The sequence below is a fragment of the Thiemannella venezuelensis genome, from assembly GCF_014203605.1.
GTDB classification, from domain to species: domain Bacteria; phylum Actinomycetota; class Actinomycetes; order Streptosporangiales; family Streptosporangiaceae; genus Planomonospora_A; species Planomonospora_A venezuelensis.
This window is the reverse complement of record NZ_JACHJJ010000009.1, coordinates 124,713-140,915: the sequence shown is the minus strand read 5'-3', so window position 1 is coordinate 140,915 and position 16,203 is coordinate 124,713. Positions and strand designations below refer to the sequence as shown.

General features: G+C 73.3%; 18 protein-coding genes. 4 read left to right on the top strand and 14 right to left on the bottom strand.

Translation table 11 applies throughout. The annotated features are described in order from the left end of the window. Positions 1 to 85 precede the first annotated feature (85 nt). On the top strand, positions 86 to 1,156 hold the full coding sequence (locus FHS22_RS15795) for an alkene reductase (RefSeq protein WP_184942361.1): 1,071 nt from the start codon (positions 86 to 88) through the stop codon (positions 1,154 to 1,156). A gap of 21 nt (positions 1,157 to 1,177) precedes the next feature. Here the strand turns inward: FHS22_RS15795 and tsaD are convergent, their stop codons facing one another. From tsaD to FHS22_RS15740, 11 genes are all read right to left on the bottom strand, one after another. After that, the gene (gene tsaD, locus FHS22_RS15790) at positions 1,178 to 2,209 is read right to left on the bottom strand and encodes a tRNA (adenosine(37)-N6)-threonylcarbamoyltransferase complex transferase subunit TsaD (protein WP_184942358.1); all 1,032 of its coding nucleotides are present in this window, start codon (positions 2,207 to 2,209) and stop codon (positions 1,178 to 1,180) included. Beyond that, entirely contained in the window at positions 2,202 to 2,633 is a 432-nt protein-coding gene (gene rimI / locus FHS22_RS15785; protein WP_184942542.1) for a ribosomal protein S18-alanine N-acetyltransferase, read from the bottom strand. Before rimI ends, tsaD begins: the two co-directional genes overlap by 8 nt. 44 nt (positions 2,634 to 2,677) lie before the next feature. After that, positions 2,678 to 3,370 carry a tRNA (adenosine(37)-N6)-threonylcarbamoyltransferase complex dimerization subunit type 1 TsaB gene (tsaB, locus tag FHS22_RS15780; RefSeq protein WP_184942541.1) on the bottom strand — a complete coding sequence of 231 codons (693 nt, stop codon included), beginning with the start codon at positions 3,368 to 3,370 and terminating at the stop codon, positions 2,678 to 2,680. A 54-nt stretch (positions 3,371 to 3,424) separates the two neighbouring features. Then, positions 3,425 to 3,988: a class F sortase gene (locus FHS22_RS15775; protein ID WP_184942357.1), complete on the bottom strand. Its 564-nt coding sequence runs from the start codon at positions 3,986 to 3,988 to the stop codon at positions 3,425 to 3,427. A gap of 6 nt (positions 3,989 to 3,994) precedes the next feature. After that, the gene (locus FHS22_RS15770; protein WP_184942355.1) at positions 3,995 to 4,654 is read right to left on the bottom strand and encodes a hypothetical protein; all 660 of its coding nucleotides are present in this window, start codon (positions 4,652 to 4,654) and stop codon (positions 3,995 to 3,997) included. Positions 4,655 to 4,880: 226 nt separating this feature from the next. Beyond that, entirely contained in the window at positions 4,881 to 5,294 is a 414-nt protein-coding gene (gene tsaE, locus FHS22_RS15765; RefSeq protein WP_184942539.1) for a tRNA (adenosine(37)-N6)-threonylcarbamoyltransferase complex ATPase subunit type 1 TsaE, read from the bottom strand. A gap of 34 nt (positions 5,295 to 5,328) precedes the next feature. After that, a complete protein-coding gene (locus FHS22_RS15760) occupies positions 5,329 to 6,387 on the bottom strand; it encodes an alpha/beta fold hydrolase (protein WP_184942353.1) in 1,059 nt (352 codons plus the stop codon). Positions 6,388 to 6,409: 22 nt separating this feature from the next. Next, on the bottom strand, positions 6,410 to 7,537 hold the full coding sequence (gene alr / locus FHS22_RS15755; RefSeq protein ID WP_260407972.1) for an alanine racemase: 1,128 nt from the start codon (positions 7,535 to 7,537) through the stop codon (positions 6,410 to 6,412). Further along, a complete protein-coding gene (locus FHS22_RS15750) occupies positions 7,534 to 9,078 on the bottom strand; it encodes an NAD(P)H-hydrate dehydratase (protein WP_184942351.1) in 1,545 nt (514 codons plus the stop codon). The genes alr and FHS22_RS15750 overlap by 4 nt, the downstream gene beginning before the upstream one ends. 71 nt (positions 9,079 to 9,149) lie before the next feature. Further along, positions 9,150 to 9,500: a holo-ACP synthase gene (locus FHS22_RS15745; RefSeq protein WP_184942349.1), complete on the bottom strand. Its 351-nt coding sequence runs from the start codon at positions 9,498 to 9,500 to the stop codon at positions 9,150 to 9,152. Positions 9,501 to 9,604: 104 nt separating this feature from the next. Further along, positions 9,605 to 10,051: a hemerythrin domain-containing protein gene (locus tag FHS22_RS15740; RefSeq protein ID WP_184942347.1), complete on the bottom strand. Its 447-nt coding sequence runs from the start codon at positions 10,049 to 10,051 to the stop codon at positions 9,605 to 9,607. Between the two features lie 241 nt (positions 10,052 to 10,292). Here FHS22_RS15740 and FHS22_RS15735 point away from each other — a divergent pair, with 241 nt between their 5' ends. Next, positions 10,293 to 10,886, top strand: a complete 594-nt coding sequence (locus tag FHS22_RS15735; protein WP_184942345.1) for a superoxide dismutase family protein — start codon at positions 10,293 to 10,295, stop codon at positions 10,884 to 10,886. 225 nt (positions 10,887 to 11,111) lie between these two features. Here the strand turns inward: FHS22_RS15735 and FHS22_RS15730 are convergent, their stop codons facing one another. Then, the gene (locus tag FHS22_RS15730) at positions 11,112 to 11,921 is read right to left on the bottom strand and encodes a PHP domain-containing protein (RefSeq protein ID WP_184942343.1); all 810 of its coding nucleotides are present in this window, start codon (positions 11,919 to 11,921) and stop codon (positions 11,112 to 11,114) included. 234 nt (positions 11,922 to 12,155) lie between these two features. Beyond that, on the bottom strand, positions 12,156 to 13,028 hold the full coding sequence (locus FHS22_RS15725) for an NmrA/HSCARG family protein (protein ID WP_184942342.1): 873 nt from the start codon (positions 13,026 to 13,028) through the stop codon (positions 12,156 to 12,158). Between the two features lie 231 nt (positions 13,029 to 13,259). Between FHS22_RS15725 and FHS22_RS37345 the strand changes: the two genes are divergently transcribed. After that, entirely contained in the window at positions 13,260 to 13,436 is a 177-nt protein-coding gene (locus tag FHS22_RS37345; RefSeq protein ID WP_221473687.1) for a hypothetical protein, read from the top strand. A gap of 112 nt (positions 13,437 to 13,548) precedes the next feature. Here the strand turns inward: FHS22_RS37345 and FHS22_RS15715 are convergent, their stop codons facing one another. Beyond that, the gene (locus tag FHS22_RS15715) at positions 13,549 to 14,964 is read right to left on the bottom strand and encodes a PhoX family protein (RefSeq protein ID WP_184942340.1); all 1,416 of its coding nucleotides are present in this window, start codon (positions 14,962 to 14,964) and stop codon (positions 13,549 to 13,551) included. A 211-nt stretch (positions 14,965 to 15,175) separates the two neighbouring features. On the opposite strand from FHS22_RS15715, the gene coaA reads away from it, so the two are divergent. Continuing rightward, a complete protein-coding gene (coaA, locus tag FHS22_RS15710) occupies positions 15,176 to 16,111 on the top strand; it encodes a type I pantothenate kinase (protein WP_184942338.1) in 936 nt (311 codons plus the stop codon). Positions 16,112 to 16,203 lie beyond the last annotated feature (92 nt).

Sequence of the window (16,203 nt, the reverse complement as noted above, 5' to 3'; positions counted from 1 at the left end):
CAGCCTACCTTTGCATGTTGGCCGGCCACGTAGTACAACTAATCATTGGTCGGCCAAGTTGGCCAACCAAGAAAGGATGAGAGCCATGCCGTTCACCCCGTTCGACCTCAGCGGCCTGCGACTTCCCAACCGCCTCGCCATGGCGCCCATGACGCGTTCGCGGTCTTACGTGGACGGGATCCCCTCCTCGCTGACCGCTCTCTACTACGCCCAGCGCGCCTCAGCCGGCCTGATCATCACCGAGGGCGTCCAGCCGAGCCACGCCGGCAAGGGGTACATGGACACGCCGGGCCTGCACACCGACGAGCAGGTGGCGGGCTGGCGCGAGGTCACCGACGCCGTGCACGCGGCCGGCGGCCGGATCTTCGCCCAGCTCATGCACGCGGGCAGGATCGGCCACCCCGACAACACCGGGCACCTCCCCCTCGCGCCCTCGGCCGTACGGCCCGCGGCGCAGATATTCACGCCCAACGGCATGCAGGACGTCCCCGTCCCCGTCGAGCTGTCCACCGGCGAGGTCGAGGCGACCGTCCGGGACTTCGCCGACGCCGCGAGAAGGGCCGTCGAGGCCGGGTTCGACGGCGTCGAGCTGCACGGCGCGAACGGCTACCTCATCCACCAGTTCCTCTCGCAGAACGCCAACCTGCGCGACGACCGCTTCGGCGGGTCCGTCGAAGGCAGGATCCGGTTCGCGGTGGAGACCGCCCGGGCCGTCGCGGAGGCGATCGGCGCCTCCCGGACCGGCATCCGCATCTCCCCCGCCACCGGCGTCCAGGACCTGGTGGAGGAGGACGCGCACGAGGTCTACCCGGCGCTCGTCTCCGCCCTCGCCGAGCTCGACCTGGCCTACCTGCACCTGCTGGCGGGCCCCTCGGACGAGCTCAACGCGCGGATCCGCGAGCTGTGGCCGAACGCGCTCATCGTCAACGACCCGGCGGCGGCCCACCCGTCAGAGGCGGTCGGCCGCTGGCTCCCCCGGGGCGCCGACCTGGTCGCGGTGGGCAAGTACTTCCTGGCCAATCCCGACCTGCCGCTCCGCCTCCGGCTGGGCGCGCCGCTCAACGAACCGGACCTCTCCACGGCCTTCGGCGGCGACCACCGCGGCTACACCGACTACCCGGCGCTCGCCCTGCACCCGGCCGGGGAGCCGGCCTGACACGGGGACCCGACGCGGGGGTCAGACGTGCACGGTGGTGATGGGAAGGGAGGAGTCGGCCGGGATGTCCAGCAGCGAGGGGGTCACCCCGGCCGCGACGAGGTCGGAGCCGAGGGCTGCCACCATGGCGCCGTTGTCGGTGCAGAGGCCGGGCCGGGGCACGCGCAGCCGTACCCCGGCCGCGTCGCAGCGCTCCTGGGCCAGCGCCCGCAGCCGGGAGTTGGCCGCCACCCCGCCGCCGATCAGCAGGTCGGAGACCCCGTAGCGCCGGCACGCCTCCAGGGCCTTGCGGGTCAGCACGTCGACCACGGCCTCCTGGAACGAGGCGGCCACGTCGGGCACGTGGATCGTCTCGCCGGCCATCTCCCGGGCCTCCACCCACCGCGCCACGGCCGTCTTCAGGCCGGAGAAGGAGAAGTCGAGGGTCCCGTCGTCCAGCTTGCCGCGGGGGAAGGCGACGGCGGTGCCGGAGCCGTCGCGCGCGGCCCTGTCGATGTACGGCCCGCCGGGGAAGGGCAGGCCGAGGACCCGGGCCACCTTGTCGAACGCCTCGCCCGCCGCGTCGTCGACCGTGGAGCCGAGCGAGACGACCTCCCTGGCCACGTCCGGGACCAGCAGCAGCGACGAGTGCCCGCCCGAGACCAGCAGGGCGATGCACGGCTTGGGCAGCGCCCCGTGTTCGAGCTGGTCCACCGCGACGTGCGCGGCCAGGTGGTTGACGCCGTACAGCGGCACGCCCAGGCCGAGCGCGTAGGCCTTGGCCGCGGCCACGCCGACCAGCAGCGCCCCGGCCAGGCCGGGTCCGGCCGTCACCGCGACGGCGTCGATGTCGGACAGGCGCAGGTCCGCCTGCTCCAGGGCGCGCTCGATGGTCGGGGTCATCGCCTCCAGGTGCGCCCGGGAGGCCACCTCGGGCACGACCCCGCCGAAGCGGGCGTGCTCCTCGACGCTGGACGCGATCGTGTTGGCCAGCAGGGTGTGGCCCCGGACGATGCCCACGCCGGTCTCGTCGCAGGAGGTCTCGATCCCCAGGACCAGAGGTTCGTCACGCATGGAGGTCCTTCTTCATGATGATGGCGTCGATGCCGCCCTTGTAGTAGCGCCGCCGCACGCCGATGTCCTCGAACCCGAACCGGTCGTACATCGCGTGGGCGGACGGGTTGTCCGCGCGGACCTCCAGGAAGGCCTCCCGGGCCCCCCGCCGTACGGCCTCCGCCAGCAGCTCGGTCAGCAGGGCCGCGCCGATCCCGGCCCGCCGGTGCCCGGCCGTCACGGCGATGGTCTGCACGTCGGCCTGGTCGCCCGCCGCGGCGAGTCCGGCGTAGCCCACGATCTCCCCGCCGGCCAGGGCGACGACGTAGTGCCGGGTCCGGGGCTGGTCGTCCAGCTCGCCGCGGAGCATGTCGGCGCTCCACGCGTCGTCGGGGAAGGTCTCCCGCTCGATCGCCATGACCGCGGGCAGGTCGTCCTTCGTCATCCGGCGCAGCGTCACGCCGGCCGTACGGGTCTCCGGCGGCCCGCTCACCGGGAGACCTTCTTGGGGGCCGCGGGCTCCTGGGCATCGGGGCGGCGCAGGTAGACCGGGCGGGGCGCGCTCAGCACCGGGTGGGTGCCGCTCGCCACGACCTCCGCGACGTCGGCGGCGCCGCTCCCGGCGAGCTGCTCCGCGGCCAGCGCGGCCAGCGCCCCCGCGAACGGGAACTCCGGCACGTCCAGCAGGCGGGCGGCGCCGACGACCTCGGCGTACATCCGCGCGCCCGCGCCGGCCAGCGGCAGGTCGGCGGGGAGGTCCTGCGGTTTGTCCACCGCGGGGCCGGACAGCCGGGTGCGCGCGTCGGCGTAGCGGCCCCAGAAGACCTCCTTGCGCCGCGCGTCGGTGGCGACCAGGAACGGTTCGGAGAGCCCGGTGCCGTAGGCGAGGGCGTCGAGCGTGCACACGCCGTACACCGGGACGCCCAGGGAGGCGGCGAGGGCCTGGGCCGTCACCAGGCCGACCCGCAGGCCCGTGTAGGGCCCCGGGCCGGAGCCCGCGACGACTGTGGTGACGTCGGCGAGCGCCGCTCCGGCCTCCGCCAGGACGCGCTCGATCGTGGGCACGAGCAGTTCGCCGTGGCGGCGCGCGTCGACCGTGGTCGACTCGGCGAGGACCCTCTCACCGTCGTGCAGCGCTGCGGTGACGGCGGGGGTGGCGGTGTCAAAGGCCAGGACCAGCACGGTCGTCAAGCCTAGCCCGTCGGGCGGTGCGAACCGCACGGAACGGCCGGGCCGTCAGGCCCGGGAGTCGGCCGGCTCCACCAGGGTGGCGTAGACGATCACGTTGTCGTCGTACTCGTTCCTGTCCCAGTCGAACTTCCCGCCGCAGGTGATCAGCCGCAGGCCGTCCTCCAGGTAGACCCTGTCGGCGGGGAAGGAGTCCTTGTCGACCTGCTCGATGGAGTCCACCCGGTACTGGGCGACCCTGCCGTCGCTCCGCACGACCTCGATGGCCTGCCCCGCCCGCATCTTCCTGAGCTCGTAGAAGACGGCCGGGTCGGACTTGGTGTCGACGTGCCCGAGGATGACCGCGGCGCCCCGGTCGCCGGGGACCGCGGTGTCCTTCACCCAGCCCGCGACCTCCGGTTTCTCGTACGGCGGCAGCTCGACCTCCCCGTCGGTGACGCCGAGCTTCATCAACGGCGCCTTGATGCCCAGCGACGGGATGTCGATGCGGCTGGGCACGACCTGCGCCCGCGCGGGCGGGGCGTCCTCTCCGCCGCGGTCGCTGACGGCGACCATGACGGCGCCGGTGATGATTCCGGCCACGACGATCCGTGACCAGCGGGACTCGGCCATCGGACGCTACGGGCGGCGCCGCCGTACGACCGCGAGACCCACGCCGCCCGCGAGGGCCGCCGCCAGCAGCGCGCCGGTCAGCCCCAGCGGCATGCCCGCGTCGTCGGGGCCGCCGGCGGCGGTGCCGCCGCCGCCGGTGCCCGGGCCGCGGGTGCTGATGGGGGTGCGGGTGGTGGTCGGCCGGGCCGTCGGCGTGCTGTCCGGCAGGATCCGCAGGGTGGCCGTGCCGGTGTCGTTGGTCCCCTCGCACCTGGCGTTGATGACGTGCTCACCGGCCTCGGCGTCCTCGGAGACCGCGGCCTGGCCGCGCACCCACGGCCGGGGCGTGGGCGTGGCGGTGCCCGAGGGCGCGGGTGTGGGGGTCACCAGGATGGGGTCGAGCGTGACGGCGGTTCCGAAGACCTCCGAGGAGGCGATGCCCCGGTGCTGGGGACCGCCCTGGGGGATCGGGCAGTTGGCCAGCACCCAGACCTTCCCGCCCGCCTTCACGCTGGCGGGCTGGAGCTGGACCTCGATGTCCGCGCGGCCCGCGCCCGTCGCCGAGACGGTGGGCGAGGGCGTGCCCGTGGGGCTGCCTCCCGAGGCCTCGGCCGTGCACCCTGCCGTCCCGACCAGAGCGGCGACCCCGAGGGTCCCGAGAACCGCGACACGCTTGACCCTTGGCACCGTCGCACTCCACTTCGCACTCCGGCCGACGACCCTCGCCCGGCACGACTTCCCACCTGTCCCCATTAAACATGGGCAAACCCGTAAGAGTCGATCATCAGCCGCAATGATCTAGACCAAGTGGGGCGTAATGTCAGAGTGCCAGGATTCCGCTCCCTACGCGGGCGAATCAGGCGACCCCGTTCCGGGCGGCCCGGGGTTCCCGGGGGCGGGGCCCCCGTCCCGATCAGACGACGCCCCGCCAGCGGGGACCGACGCCGCGGAGCCGTACCGTGCGCTCGTCGTTCTCGCCCCGGTCGATGGAGATCTCCAGCCGGTCCTCGGCGAGCCCCTCGACCAGGCCCTCGCCCCACTCGACCAGCGTCACCGACTCCTCCAGCGAGGCGTCCAGGTCCAGGTCGTCGACCTCCAGGTTCCCGCCGAGCCGGTAGGCGTCGACGTGCACCAGGGGCGGGCCGCCGGCCAGCGAGGGGTGCACCCGGGCGATCACGAAGGTCGGCGAGGTGATCGGCCCGCGCACCTTCAGCCCCTCGGCGATGCCCTGCACCAGGGTCGTCTTCCCCGCCCCCAGCGGGCCGGAGAGCACCGCCAGGTCCCCCGGGCCCAGCAGCGCGGCCAGCTCCGCGCCCAGCGCCCGCATCTCCTCGGCGGTCGCCACGACTCTCACCGTTCACTCACTCCTGTAGGTCGGCCGCGACCCGCTTCAGCAGGTCGCGCAGTGCGTCGTTGACCGCTCCCGGCCGCTCCAGCTGGACCAGGTGCGAGCTGTCGGGCACCTCGGTGAACCGGGCGCGCGGCAGCGCGGCGGCGATCGCCTTGCTGTGGTCGACCGGCGTCAGCCAGTCGCGGTCGCCGACCACGATGGAGGTGGGCACGTCGTCCAGCACGCCCAGCGCGCTCAGCTTGTCGTGCGACATCAGCGCCGGGTAGAAGTTCGCGATCACCTCGAAGGGGGTGGACCGGATCATCGACTCGACGAAGTCCACCACGGTGGGGCTGACGCTCTTGGAGTCGCCGAACCCCAGATGGCGCAGGACCAGGAAGAAGACGTCGTTGGCCGCGTGGCGGCCCTTGTCCACCAGCGCGCCCCGGCGGCCCAGCAGCGAGACCGTCCCCGGCGTGACCTTGTGCACGGCCTTGGACAGCAGCGCGGGCATGCCGAGCGAGACCTCGGCCAGCTTCCCGGCGGAGGTCGAGATGAGCGCGACGCCCTTGACCTTCTCGCCGAACAGCTCCGGATGCCGGTCGGCCAGCGCCATGATCGTCATGCCGCCCATGGAGTGGCCGACGAGCACGCACGGCCCGGGCACCAGCTCGGTGACGACCTCGAACAGGTCCTCGCCGAGCCGGTCGATCGTCGAGTCCTCGGCCGAGGTGCGCGCCGAGCGCCCGTGGGAGCGCTGGTCCCACAGCACCAGCCGGTGCACGTCGCGCAGGTCGCGCCGCTGGTAGTGCCAGGAGTCCAGGTTGAGGGTGTAGCCGTGGCAGAGCACCACGGTCAGCGGGGAGTCGTCGGGGCCGTCGACCTCGGCGTGCAGGGAGACGCCGTCGGAGGTGGTGACCGTGACCTGGCGCCCGCGCAGCTCGCCCAGGGGCTCGCTCGCCTCGGGGTCGGGGCGGAGCCGGATGCGGCCCACGGCGTACCGTTTGGCGAGCGCGGCGGCGGCCACTCCGGCGGACGCCGCACCGACGACCGCGCCCGCGATACCGACCCTGCGTCGTGTCGTAGTCATTCAGACCCCCTACTACCGACCCTCACCGGTAAACGCGTGGCACGCGCGCACCGATCCTGGTCACGATCTCATGAGTGATCGTGCCGAGGGAATCCGCCCATTCCTGCGCGGTCGGCTCCCCGTGCGAACCGTCACCGAACAGGATCACCTCGTCTCCCTCGGTCAGCGGGTCGTCTCCCGTGTCGATCACGAACTGGTCCATGCAGACCCGTCCGGCGATCCGCCGCCGGCGGCCGCCCGCGAGCACCTCCGCCCGGTTGGTGGCGTGCCGCAGGATGCCGTCCGCATACCCGAGCGGTACCAGGCCAAGCGTTGTTTCGCGATCTGTGACATAAAGGTGCCCATAGGACACTCCGGAATCGGCCGGGACCCGTTTGACCAGCGCGATCCGCGCGGTCAGCGTCATCGCCGGGCGGAGGCCGAAATCCCCCATCTCCGGGATCGGGCTCAGCCCGTAGGCCGCGATGCCCGGCCGGACCATGTCGTAGCGGGCCCGGGGGATCGTCAGGTTCGCCGCCGAGTTGGCGATGTGGCGGATCACGTGGGACCCGCCCGCGCCGGCCTTCTCCGCCAGGGCCAGCGCCTCGTCGAACGCGCCGAGCTGGGCCTCGACGGACGTGTGCCCCGGGATGTCGGCGCAGGCGAAGTGCGACCAGAGACCGGCGATCTCGATCGTGCCCTCCGCCCGCCGGGCCAGCGCCCGGTCCACCAGCGCCGGCCAGTCGGCGAGCGGCGCGCCGCCGCGGCCGCTGCCGGTGTCGGCCTTCAGGTGCACCCGCGCCGTCCGGCCGGTACGGCCCGCCGCCTCGGCGATGGCGTCGACCAGCCACGGCGCGGCGGCCGAGAGCTCCACGTCCTGCTCGACGGCCTCGTCCAGCGGCTCGCCCGGCGGGATGATCCACGACAGGATCGGCGCGGTGATCCCCGCGGCCCGCAGCTCCAGGGCCTCCCGGACGTAGGCCGTGCCGAGCCGCTCGGCGCCGCCCTCCAGGCAGGCCCGCCCGCCGGCGACGAGCCCGTGCCCGTAGGCGTCGGCCTTGACCGCGACCATGGTGAGAGCCCCGGGGGCATGGCTCCGCAGCAGCGCGACGTTCTCCCGGATCGCCGAGAGGTCCACCCGCGCCTCGGCAGGAGTCATCGGGAAACTCATCCTTCCAGTTTGGCAGCTCCTTCCCGCTGCCGAGGCCGATTCGTGACCGACCTCATGACCGCGGGGAGCGCCTCGGCGACGTCTCCCGCGGCCAGCGGGCCTTCCCGGCCGGCCGTTCCGTGCAGGTACGCGGCGCAGGAGGCGGCGTCGTAGCAGTCCAGCCCGGCGGCGAGCAGCGTGCCCGCCAGCCCGGCCAGCACGTCGCCGGTGCCGCCGGTGGCCAGCCAGGGACTGCCGGTGGGGTTGGCCCTGACCGGCCTGCCCTCCTCGGCGACCAGCGTGGTCGAGCCCTTCAGCAGCACGGTCACGCCCAGGTCCGCGGCGGCCCGCCGTACGTGCTCCAGCCGCCGGGCCTCGATCCGCGCCCTGGGCACGCCCAGCAGCCGGGAGAGCTCGCCGGCGTGCGGGGTGATCAGCACGGGCGCCCCGGTACGGCGGCGCAGCAGCGACCGGTCGGCGGCCAGCAGCGTCAGGCCGTCGGCGTCCACCAGCACGGGGACGTCGCTCGCCAGGACGGCGCGGGCCACGTCGTGCGCCCAGGCGCCGGTGCCCAGGCCGGGACCCAGCACCCACGCCTGCACCCGGCCGGCCGCCGCGATCCCCTCCCCGGGACCGGTGCCCGCGGCCTCCCCGTCCGGGGCCAGCTCGGTGACCACGGCCTCCGGCCGGCGGGCGCGCACCTGGGCCGCGGGCTCGGCCGCTCCCGCGTAGCGCACCATGCCCGCACCGGCCCGGACCGCGCCCGCCACGGCCAGCACCGCCGCGCCGGTGTAGCGGCGGCTCCCGGCGGCGATCCCGACGACGCCCCGGCGGTACTTGTCGGAGCGGGCGTCCGGCCTGGGCAGCAGAGAGGCGACGTCCTCCCCGGTCAGCGCCACCGCGTCCGGGTCCGGCAGGTACGGTCCCAGCCCGATGTCGACGAGCTCCACCCGGCCGGCGCGCTCCGCGCCCGGGTCGACCAGCAGCCCGGTCTTGAGCGCCCCGAACGTCACCGTGAGGTCCGCCCGGACCGCCGTCCCGTCGACCCGCCCGCTGCTCGCGTCCACCCCGCTCGGCACGTCCACCGCGACGACCCAGCCGGGGACGTCGCGGGTGATCCCGGCCAGCGCCGCGTACGGCTCCCGCAGCGCCCCCGCCCCGCCGATCCCGACCAGCCCGTCCACGACCAGGTCGGCGGCGCCGATCACCGGCCGGGCCTCCTCCGGCACGCCACCGCGGATGTCCACGACCCGGCCGCCGGCCCGGCGCAGGGCCGCCAGCCCGGCCTCGTGGACCCGCGACCCGGCGAGGACCGCGTGCACCCGGGCCCCCCGGGCCGCGAGCCTCGCCCCGGCGTAGAGGGCGTCACCGCCGTTGTCGCCGCTGCCGACCAGGAGCGCGACGCGGGAGCCGTACACCCTGCCCGCCGTGCCGGCGAGCATCCCGGCGCAGGCCGTCGCGAGCCCGGCGGCGGCCCGCTGCATGAGGGTCCCCTCGGGCAGGGCCGCCATCAGCGCCGTCTCGGCCGCCCTGATCTGGTCGGAGGTGTACGCGATCCGCATACCCCGAATCTAGGTCCTGCCGCGCGGATCCCCTCGTAGCGGGGCCGTCCGGGCGGCGCGCCGCCGAGGGGCTATCCCTCTGCCACCACGTAGGCGACGGCGACGCCTCCGTCGTGGGTCAGCGAGACGTGCCAGCGGGTCACCCCCAGCGCCGCGGCCACCTCGGCGGCCCGGCCCGTCACCCGCAGCTCGGGACGGCCGTGCTCGGCGGTCACCACCTCGGCCTCGACGTGCAGCAGGCCGGGCGGGGCGCCCAGGGCCTTGGCCACGGCCTCCTTGGCCGCGAACCGAGCGGCCAGGGACTCCGCCCGCAGGCCCCGCTCCCCCTCGGTGAACAGCCGCGCCCGCAGCCCGGGCGTGCGGGCCAGCGTCTCCTCGAACCTGGCCACGTCCACCACGTCCACGCCGATTCCCACGATCACCCGCCCAGGGTAGTGGGACGTCCCGGGCCGCGGGCGGCGGGCCGGGGCGCCGGGGACCTCGCGCGTCCCCTCCGGCGGAGCGGCGGGGCCGACGCCGGCCCCGCTCACCCTCCGACCGCCGGCCGTTCCGGGGTGATGCGGTCCCAGGCGGATATCGGCAGCATGATCACCGCGGCGGGGAACAGGCCGTGCTCCTCGCCGTCGATGTGCCGGTGCAGCTTCCGGATCGCCTCCAGTACGGCGGGCCAGTCCGGCGCCGCGCGGTCGATCGCGCCGAACACCCCGTGGATCTCGTCGTGCTCGGCGCAGAGCCGGTCGACCGCATCCGCCAGCGATCCCTCGGCGCGCAGCTCGGCGAACAGGCCGTTCTCCTCCGCGGCGGTGTGCGGGACGAGTTGCGCGAGCAGTTCGTCGAGGAGGGGGACCGCGTCGCCGTACCGGCCCTCGCCGATGGCCCGGCGCAGCTCCCCGGCGCTCTCCCCGATCCGCCAGTGCTCCTCGGAGAGCCGTCCGATCAGCGGGAAGTCCCGGCAGCCGCAGTAATTGCACATGGTGTGACCCCTCGATGCCGGCGTGTGACTCCAGGATGCCCGCCGGAGCCTCGCACCCGATAGGGGAGACGGCCTCCCGGGGACAGGGTCTTTGGTCCCTGCGTTCGGGACCAGGTCTCCGGTCCCATAACCGGGGGCTCACGGTGATTCGGTATGTGGATATTCATCCGGAGACCCGGTCTGATGGACGTGCCGCTCCCGTCTTGCGGAGGAGCGGAACCCCCGATGGAAGGTCAGGCCCATGATCCAGCGCAGGACTCATCTGGCCGTCGCCGCCGTGCTCGCCGCAGGTGTCGCGGGCGTCGGCGTCTCCGCCGCCGCCGAGGCCGCGCCGGAGCGCGGCGGGCACCACGCCACGGCCGTCATCCGCGACACCGGAGGCACGGCCGTGGGGCGGCTCACCATCAGCCACGCGGGATACGGCAAGGCCAGGGTGTCCGTCACGGTGAAGGGCCTGGCCCCGGGCTTCCACGGCTTCCACATCCACACCACCGGCGTGTGCGACCCGGCGGCCGTCGACCCCGCGACCGGGAAGGTCACCCCGTTCTTCACCGCGGGCGGCCACTTCGACCTCGGCAAGGGCTCCCACGGCGGCCACTCCGGCGACCTGCCGCCGCTGCTCGCGGGCGGGGACGGCACCGGCACGGCCTCCGTCGTCACCGACAGGTTCCGGGTGAGCCACCTCACCGACGGCGACGGCAGCGCCGTCATCGTCCACGCGCTCCCCGACAACCTGGCCCACATCCCCGAGCGGTACAGCCCGGCCGGTCCCGACGAGGCGACCCTGAAGACCGGCGACGCCGGCGGGCGGGTGGCCTGCGGCGTTATCAGGTGAGCCGAACCCTCCACTGATCGTGGGAGAACCCCCGGCGGACGCTCTCCCACGGGGGCGCGGAGAGCGGAGGCGCGAAGAAGGGCGAGTTCGACTTCTGATCCGGTGTCACCGGGACTGCCCCGCCGCGCACGAAGGTCGTTCGGTGAGAAGTCGGCGTCGGGACGCGGCTGGAGACGTCGGCTTCTCACCGAACGATCACAGGTTCGCCTGACCGAACGACCTTGGTCAGCGGCGTGTCCAGAAGTCGGCCGGGTGCGCGCCGGGCCGGAATCCGCAGGACTCGGCCAGCGCGCTCGCCTCGGGGAGGCCCCGGGCCAGGGTGGCGGGGTCGTGCGCGTCGCTGGCGAAGGTGACGGCCCGGCCGCCCTCCTGGTGCCACCAGCGCACGATCACGGGGGGCAGGGGCACCTTGGTGTTGATCTCCAGTGCCTTGCCGGAGCGGGCGAGGGCCCTCAGGACCGCGCGGTGCTCGTCCTCGAACCCGGCGGGGTCGTACGGCCCGGCGCCGGCCGGCCAGTACCGCACGGCGTAGTCGACGTGTGCCAGGACCTCGAAGCCGTCGAACCGCTCGATCATGCGCAGGACCTCGGCGAGGTAGACGCGCACCGCCTCGACGGCCGGGCGGTCGCGGTAGAGGTCGGAGACGTCGACGGACTCGCCGTCCACCGGCACGGAGTGCACGGAGGCGAGCACCCGGTCGAACTCCCCGGATGCGAGGAGGCCGCCGACCCGGTGACCGTGCCGGTGCGGTTCGCCCAGTTCGACACCTGACAGGATGCGCAGTCCCGGGAAGCGGTCACGGCACCGCCGCAGGCACTCCAGGTAACCGTCGAGGTCGATCGCCGGAGGGGTGAGCACGTTTCCGCTCACCAGGGTCCGCCAGGCGCCGGGAATCGTGACACCCTCCCGCAGGGTCCACGGGGTGAAGTCCGCGTGCTCGGTGAAGGCCAGGGACGGCAGGCCGATCTCGACGGCCCGCTCGCACGTCCGCTCCATGGAACCGGCCACGGCGTCCCACGACCATTCGCTGTGCACATGACCGTCCGCCGGGAGCGGACCCGTTTCTCCCGATGCACTCAATGAGGCCGCCTCGGTCCGGGGGCAGGACACCAACAAGATCAAATGTCTCTCGGGGCGATCCTGCCACGGTCCGCCCGGATCCGCGCCCCTTCCGCCTGACCGGCCCGCCGGAGGCCGGGTACCGAGCGCGAAGCGGCCTCCGGCCCGGCTGTCCGAAGCCGCGCCCGTCCGTCCCCGGTGCGGGCTCGTCTAGCCTGCGAGGACTCTGTCCCAGTCCACCGTCTCGGCCCACTCGGCGTAGCTGTGCCAGCGCACGGCGGGGTAGCTGGCGTGCAGAGTCTCGATGTCGAGAAAGTCGGTGGTGTTCTCGAAGTTCTCGAACATCGTGGCCACCTCCTCGCCGGCCCACTGCCGCACCATGTCCAGCGGCATCTGCTGGTAGGGGATCTCCCGGCCGAGCACCTCGCTCAGGATTCGGGCCGCCTCCTGCCCGGTGACGCGATCGGACGCGATGTCGATCCGCTCGCCGACGAGCTCGCCGGGGTTCTCGACGGCGTGTACGGCCATGCCGGCGATGTCCAGGACGCTCACCTGGTCGAGTGGCTTGCCCGGAGTCAAGGGGTTGGCGAGGACACCGTCGCCGAGCCGGCTGAAGCCGAGGTTGAGCGTGTTCTCCATGAAGTACACCGGGCCGAGCACCGTCGCGCGCACCGGCCGCTCGCGCAGATACGCCTCGATGAGCTGCTTGCTGTCGGCGTGGTCGACGCCGGTGGCCACCTGCCGGTCGCCGCCCCGCACGGAGGAGTACACCAGGTGGACGTCGAGGCGGGAGGCGGTGTCGACGAGCAGCCGACCCTGCGCGACCTCCTCGTCCTTACCGCCCTCGCCGAACGGCACCGACAGGCCGAAGACCGCGTCCGCGCCCGTGCAGGCCCGCTGGAGCGCACCGGAATCGGCGAGGTCGCCGACGGCGAGCCGCGCGCCCCGGGCCGACAGCGCCTTCGCGGCCGGCGACCCCTCCGAGCGCACGTACGCCACGACCTCGTGGCCGCGCTGCAGGAGCAGGTCGGCGACCGCACCGCCCTGCTTGCCGGTGGCACCGATGACGACGACTTTGCTCATGGCAGGCATCTCCCTGGTTTGGGACGGGGTTCGGTCCAGGACATGCGGGCGCGCTCCGACCGGCCCATCCGGCCGCACCACCCGCTGCCGGCGATTCTGGGATCTCAACCACAGTTGAGGTCAAGCGCCGGACGGCCGTCCCCCGGAAGCGGGCGCCGTTCTCCCGATGCGCTCAACGTTCTTTGATCCATAACGCCGGCCTCATCGGACCCGGCCAAGGCGCCCTGCACGGTGCAGAGCTTCGTGCACCTGGTCCGGCACGGGTTCTACGACGCCGCCTCGTGCCGCCGGCTGACCGCCTACGACCGGCTGAAGCAGCTGAAGCAGCTGGAGCGGCTGGAGCGGCTGGAGCGGCTGGACGTGGACGGCTGCGCCGACCGGCGGCCCGGGGATCTCCGGACGGGCTGATCACTCACTCACCGGACACACGGGAAAGTGATCGTTTTCCGGGAGGTGCACGCTTCTCCGGCCTCGGGGACGTGCGCTTCCCGGAAAACGATCTTACGGTCGAGGGGCGGGGTCAGAAGCCGCCGCGGTGCCAGGGGCCCCAGATGGCGAAGCTGACGCCCTGGGAGGACTGCACGTTGACGTAGAGGGTGTGGCCGCCGGGGCCGAAGGTGGATCCGGCGAACTCCGCGCCGGAGTCGCCGGAGACCGGGACCAGGCGGGAGAAGTCGAAGATCTCGCCGCTCCGGGTGAGACCGCGCAGGTAGTTGTCGCTGCCGCCGTCCTCGCACAGCACCAGGGTGCCCCGGGGGCTGGTGGTGATGTTGTCGGGCAGGTCGAGGGTGACCGCGCCCGGCGACTCGTAGACCAGCTTCAGCTTTCCGCTCCACGGCTCGTACGCCCACACCTGGCCGCGTCCCTTGCCGAACCCGTCGGGCGGGGTGTCGCCGGGGGCGGTCGCACCGCCCTGGGTGGAGACGAAGTAGATCGTGCCGTGGTGCCGGATCGCGCCTTCGAGGCGGGAGAACAGGGCCGCGCCCTTGGCCCGGCCCTGGTTGCCGACGGCCTGGATCGCGATTTCGTAGCTCGGCCTGCCGGTGAAGGCCGGGTCCGGGTCGTCGATGTCCACCCAGGTCGTCCGGTAGGAGGCCCCGGCGGGCTGGCCGAGCGAGAGGTCCTTGCCCGGCTCGTCCCGTACGGCCAGCATCTGGAGCCGGCCGCCGTCCAGGATGCGTCCCGCGTGCAGCGGGTTCTTCGGCGGCAGGTAGCGGTAGAAGCCCGAGGCGAAGGCGAAGTTGTCCTCGGTCAGGTAGATCGCCCCGGTCAGCGGGTCGAACGCGGCCGACTCGTGGGCGAAGCGGCCCGCGCTCCTGATCGGCCCGCCCGGCGCGCCGTTCAGCGGGACCTCGAAGATGTAGCCGTGCTTCTGCTGGAGCTTGCTGTTGTCCTGGCCGGTGAAGTCGTTGCCGGTGTCCGGTCCGTTGACGGTCTCCTCGCACGTCACCCAGGCGCCCCAGGGCATCGGCCCGCCGGAGCAGTTCATCTGGGTGCCGGTCAGGCTGGGCCCGGACTTCAGCACCCGGCCGTCGCGGGTGACCTGCAGCGTGGCCGTGCCGCCGCCGGCCGCGGGGTCGTAGGCCCTGGCCGGGTCGCCGAACGCGCCGACGGGGCCGTTGATCTCGTGGTTGCGGACCAGGACCGTGGTGCCGCGCGGTCCCCGGAACGCGGCCATGCCGTCGTGCTTGCCGGGGGTGACCGTGCCGTCGGTGAACGCCTCGCCCGCGGGGTTGAACGAGCGGTACCGGAAGCCTTCCGGCAGGTGGAGCCGGACCGCCCCGTCCCGCTCGTCGGGGACCGGGACCAGCGGCCCGTAGCCGCCGCCCCGCCGAATCTCCCCGTCGCGCCCCGCCCGGGCGACTCCGGCGAACGGCCCTGCCACTCCCGCGGCCGCCAGCGTTGTGGTTCCGGCGAGGAAACGACGACGATCCATGATGACACTCCTTGAATCAGTGATTCACGCCACGTTAATCCGCGTTCATCGATTCGCTGTATGGCATAAATCGCCAATTCCCTCGAATGGGGCGGACTTCCCGCCCGTCCGGGCCGCCGCGCCCTCCTCCACCTGGCGGGGAACGGGAGCCCGGAGATCGCGGGGAGCCCAGGGCCGGGCCGCCGGTGACCGGTCAGTAGGCTTGCGGGCTATGGCCAACGGGTGGGACGCGGCGACGCCGTACGTCGAGCTGAGCAGGGCGCAGTGGAGCGAGCTGCGCAAGAACACGCCGCTCACGCTCACCGAGGACGAGCTGGAGGAACTGCGCGGCGTCGACGACCCGATCGACCTGACCGAGGTCACCGAGGTCTACCTGCCGCTCACCCGCCTGCTCAACCTGCACTTCACCGGGGCCAGGCAGCGCAACGCCGCGGTCAGCACCTTCCTCGGCACCGGCCGGGAGCCGGCGCCGTACATCCTGGGCATCGCCGGGAGCGTCGCGGTCGGCAAGTCCACCACGGCCCGGCTCCTGCACACGCTGCTGGCCCGCTGGCCCGAGCACCCCCGGGTGGAGCTGATCACCACCGACAGCTTCCTGTACCCGAACAGGGTCCTCGCCGAGCGGGACATCATGCACCGCAAGGGCTTCCCGGAGAGCTACGACCGGCGGGCCCTGGTCAGGTTCGTGGCCGACGTCAAGGCCGGGCTGCCCGAGGTGAGCGCCCCCGTCTACAGCCACCTGGAGTACGACATCGTGCCCGGCGCCGTGCAGAGCGTGCACCGCCCCGACATCCTCATCGTCGAAGGGCTCAACGTCCTGCAGCCCGCTCCGCCCGCCGCGCTGGCCGTCAACGACTACTTCGACTTCTCGATCTACGTGGACGCCAAGGTCGAGCACGTCCGCGAGTGGTACGTCGACCGCTTCCACAAGCTCCGCCGTACCGCCTTCGAGGACCCCAAGTCCTATTTCCGGCACCTGGCCGAGATGTCCGGCGAGGAGGCCACCGAGTTCGCCAAGAACGTCTGGCGCGACATCAACGAGCGCAACCTCCTGGAGAACATCGCCCCCACCCGGGGCCGCGCCGGCCTGGTGCTGCTCAAGGGCCCCGACCACTCCATCAAGCGCGTACGGCTGCGCCGCATCTGACCTCGCCCAGGACGCGCCGGACCCCTCCCCGCCGCGGTACCCGGCCGAAAGGCCGAGACCCGGCGAGGCGCGCCCTCTCCTTGCGGATGAGG

What these genes read in the sequence shown, in the direction of transcription:
- FHS22_RS15795 (WP_184942361.1), top strand. Translation starts at nt 86, where the DNA reads ATGCCGTTCACCCCGTTCGACCTCAGCGGCCTGCGACTTCCCAACCGC.
- tsaD (WP_184942358.1), bottom strand. Translation starts at nt 2,209, where the DNA reads ATGCGTGACGAACCTCTGGTCCTGGGGATCGAGACCTCCTGCGACGAG.
- rimI (WP_184942542.1), bottom strand. Translation starts at nt 2,633, where the DNA reads ATGACGAAGGACGACCTGCCCGCGGTCATGGCGATCGAGCGGGAGACC.
- FHS22_RS15775 (WP_184942357.1), bottom strand. Translation starts at nt 3,988, where the DNA reads ATGGCCGAGTCCCGCTGGTCACGGATCGTCGTGGCCGGAATCATCACC.
- tsaE (WP_184942539.1), bottom strand. Translation starts at nt 5,294, where the DNA reads ATGCGGGCGCTGGGCGCGGAGCTGGCCGCGCTGCTGGGCCCGGGGGAC.
- FHS22_RS15760 (WP_184942353.1), bottom strand. Translation starts at nt 6,387, where the DNA reads ATGACTACGACACGACGCAGGGTCGGTATCGCGGGCGCGGTCGTCGGT.
- alr (WP_260407972.1), bottom strand. Translation starts at nt 7,537, where the DNA reads ATGAGTTTCCCGATGACTCCTGCCGAGGCGCGGGTGGACCTCTCGGCG.
- FHS22_RS15750 (WP_184942351.1), bottom strand. Translation starts at nt 9,078, where the DNA reads ATGCGGATCGCGTACACCTCCGACCAGATCAGGGCGGCCGAGACGGCG.
- FHS22_RS15740 (WP_184942347.1), bottom strand. Translation starts at nt 10,051, where the DNA reads ATGTGCAATTACTGCGGCTGCCGGGACTTCCCGCTGATCGGACGGCTC.
- FHS22_RS15735 (WP_184942345.1), top strand. Translation starts at nt 10,293, where the DNA reads ATGATCCAGCGCAGGACTCATCTGGCCGTCGCCGCCGTGCTCGCCGCA.
- FHS22_RS15725 (WP_184942342.1), bottom strand. Translation starts at nt 13,028, where the DNA reads ATGAGCAAAGTCGTCGTCATCGGTGCCACCGGCAAGCAGGGCGGTGCG.
- FHS22_RS15715 (WP_184942340.1), bottom strand. Translation starts at nt 14,964, where the DNA reads ATGGATCGTCGTCGTTTCCTCGCCGGAACCACAACGCTGGCGGCCGCG.
- coaA (WP_184942338.1), top strand. Translation starts at nt 15,176, where the DNA reads ATGGCCAACGGGTGGGACGCGGCGACGCCGTACGTCGAGCTGAGCAGG.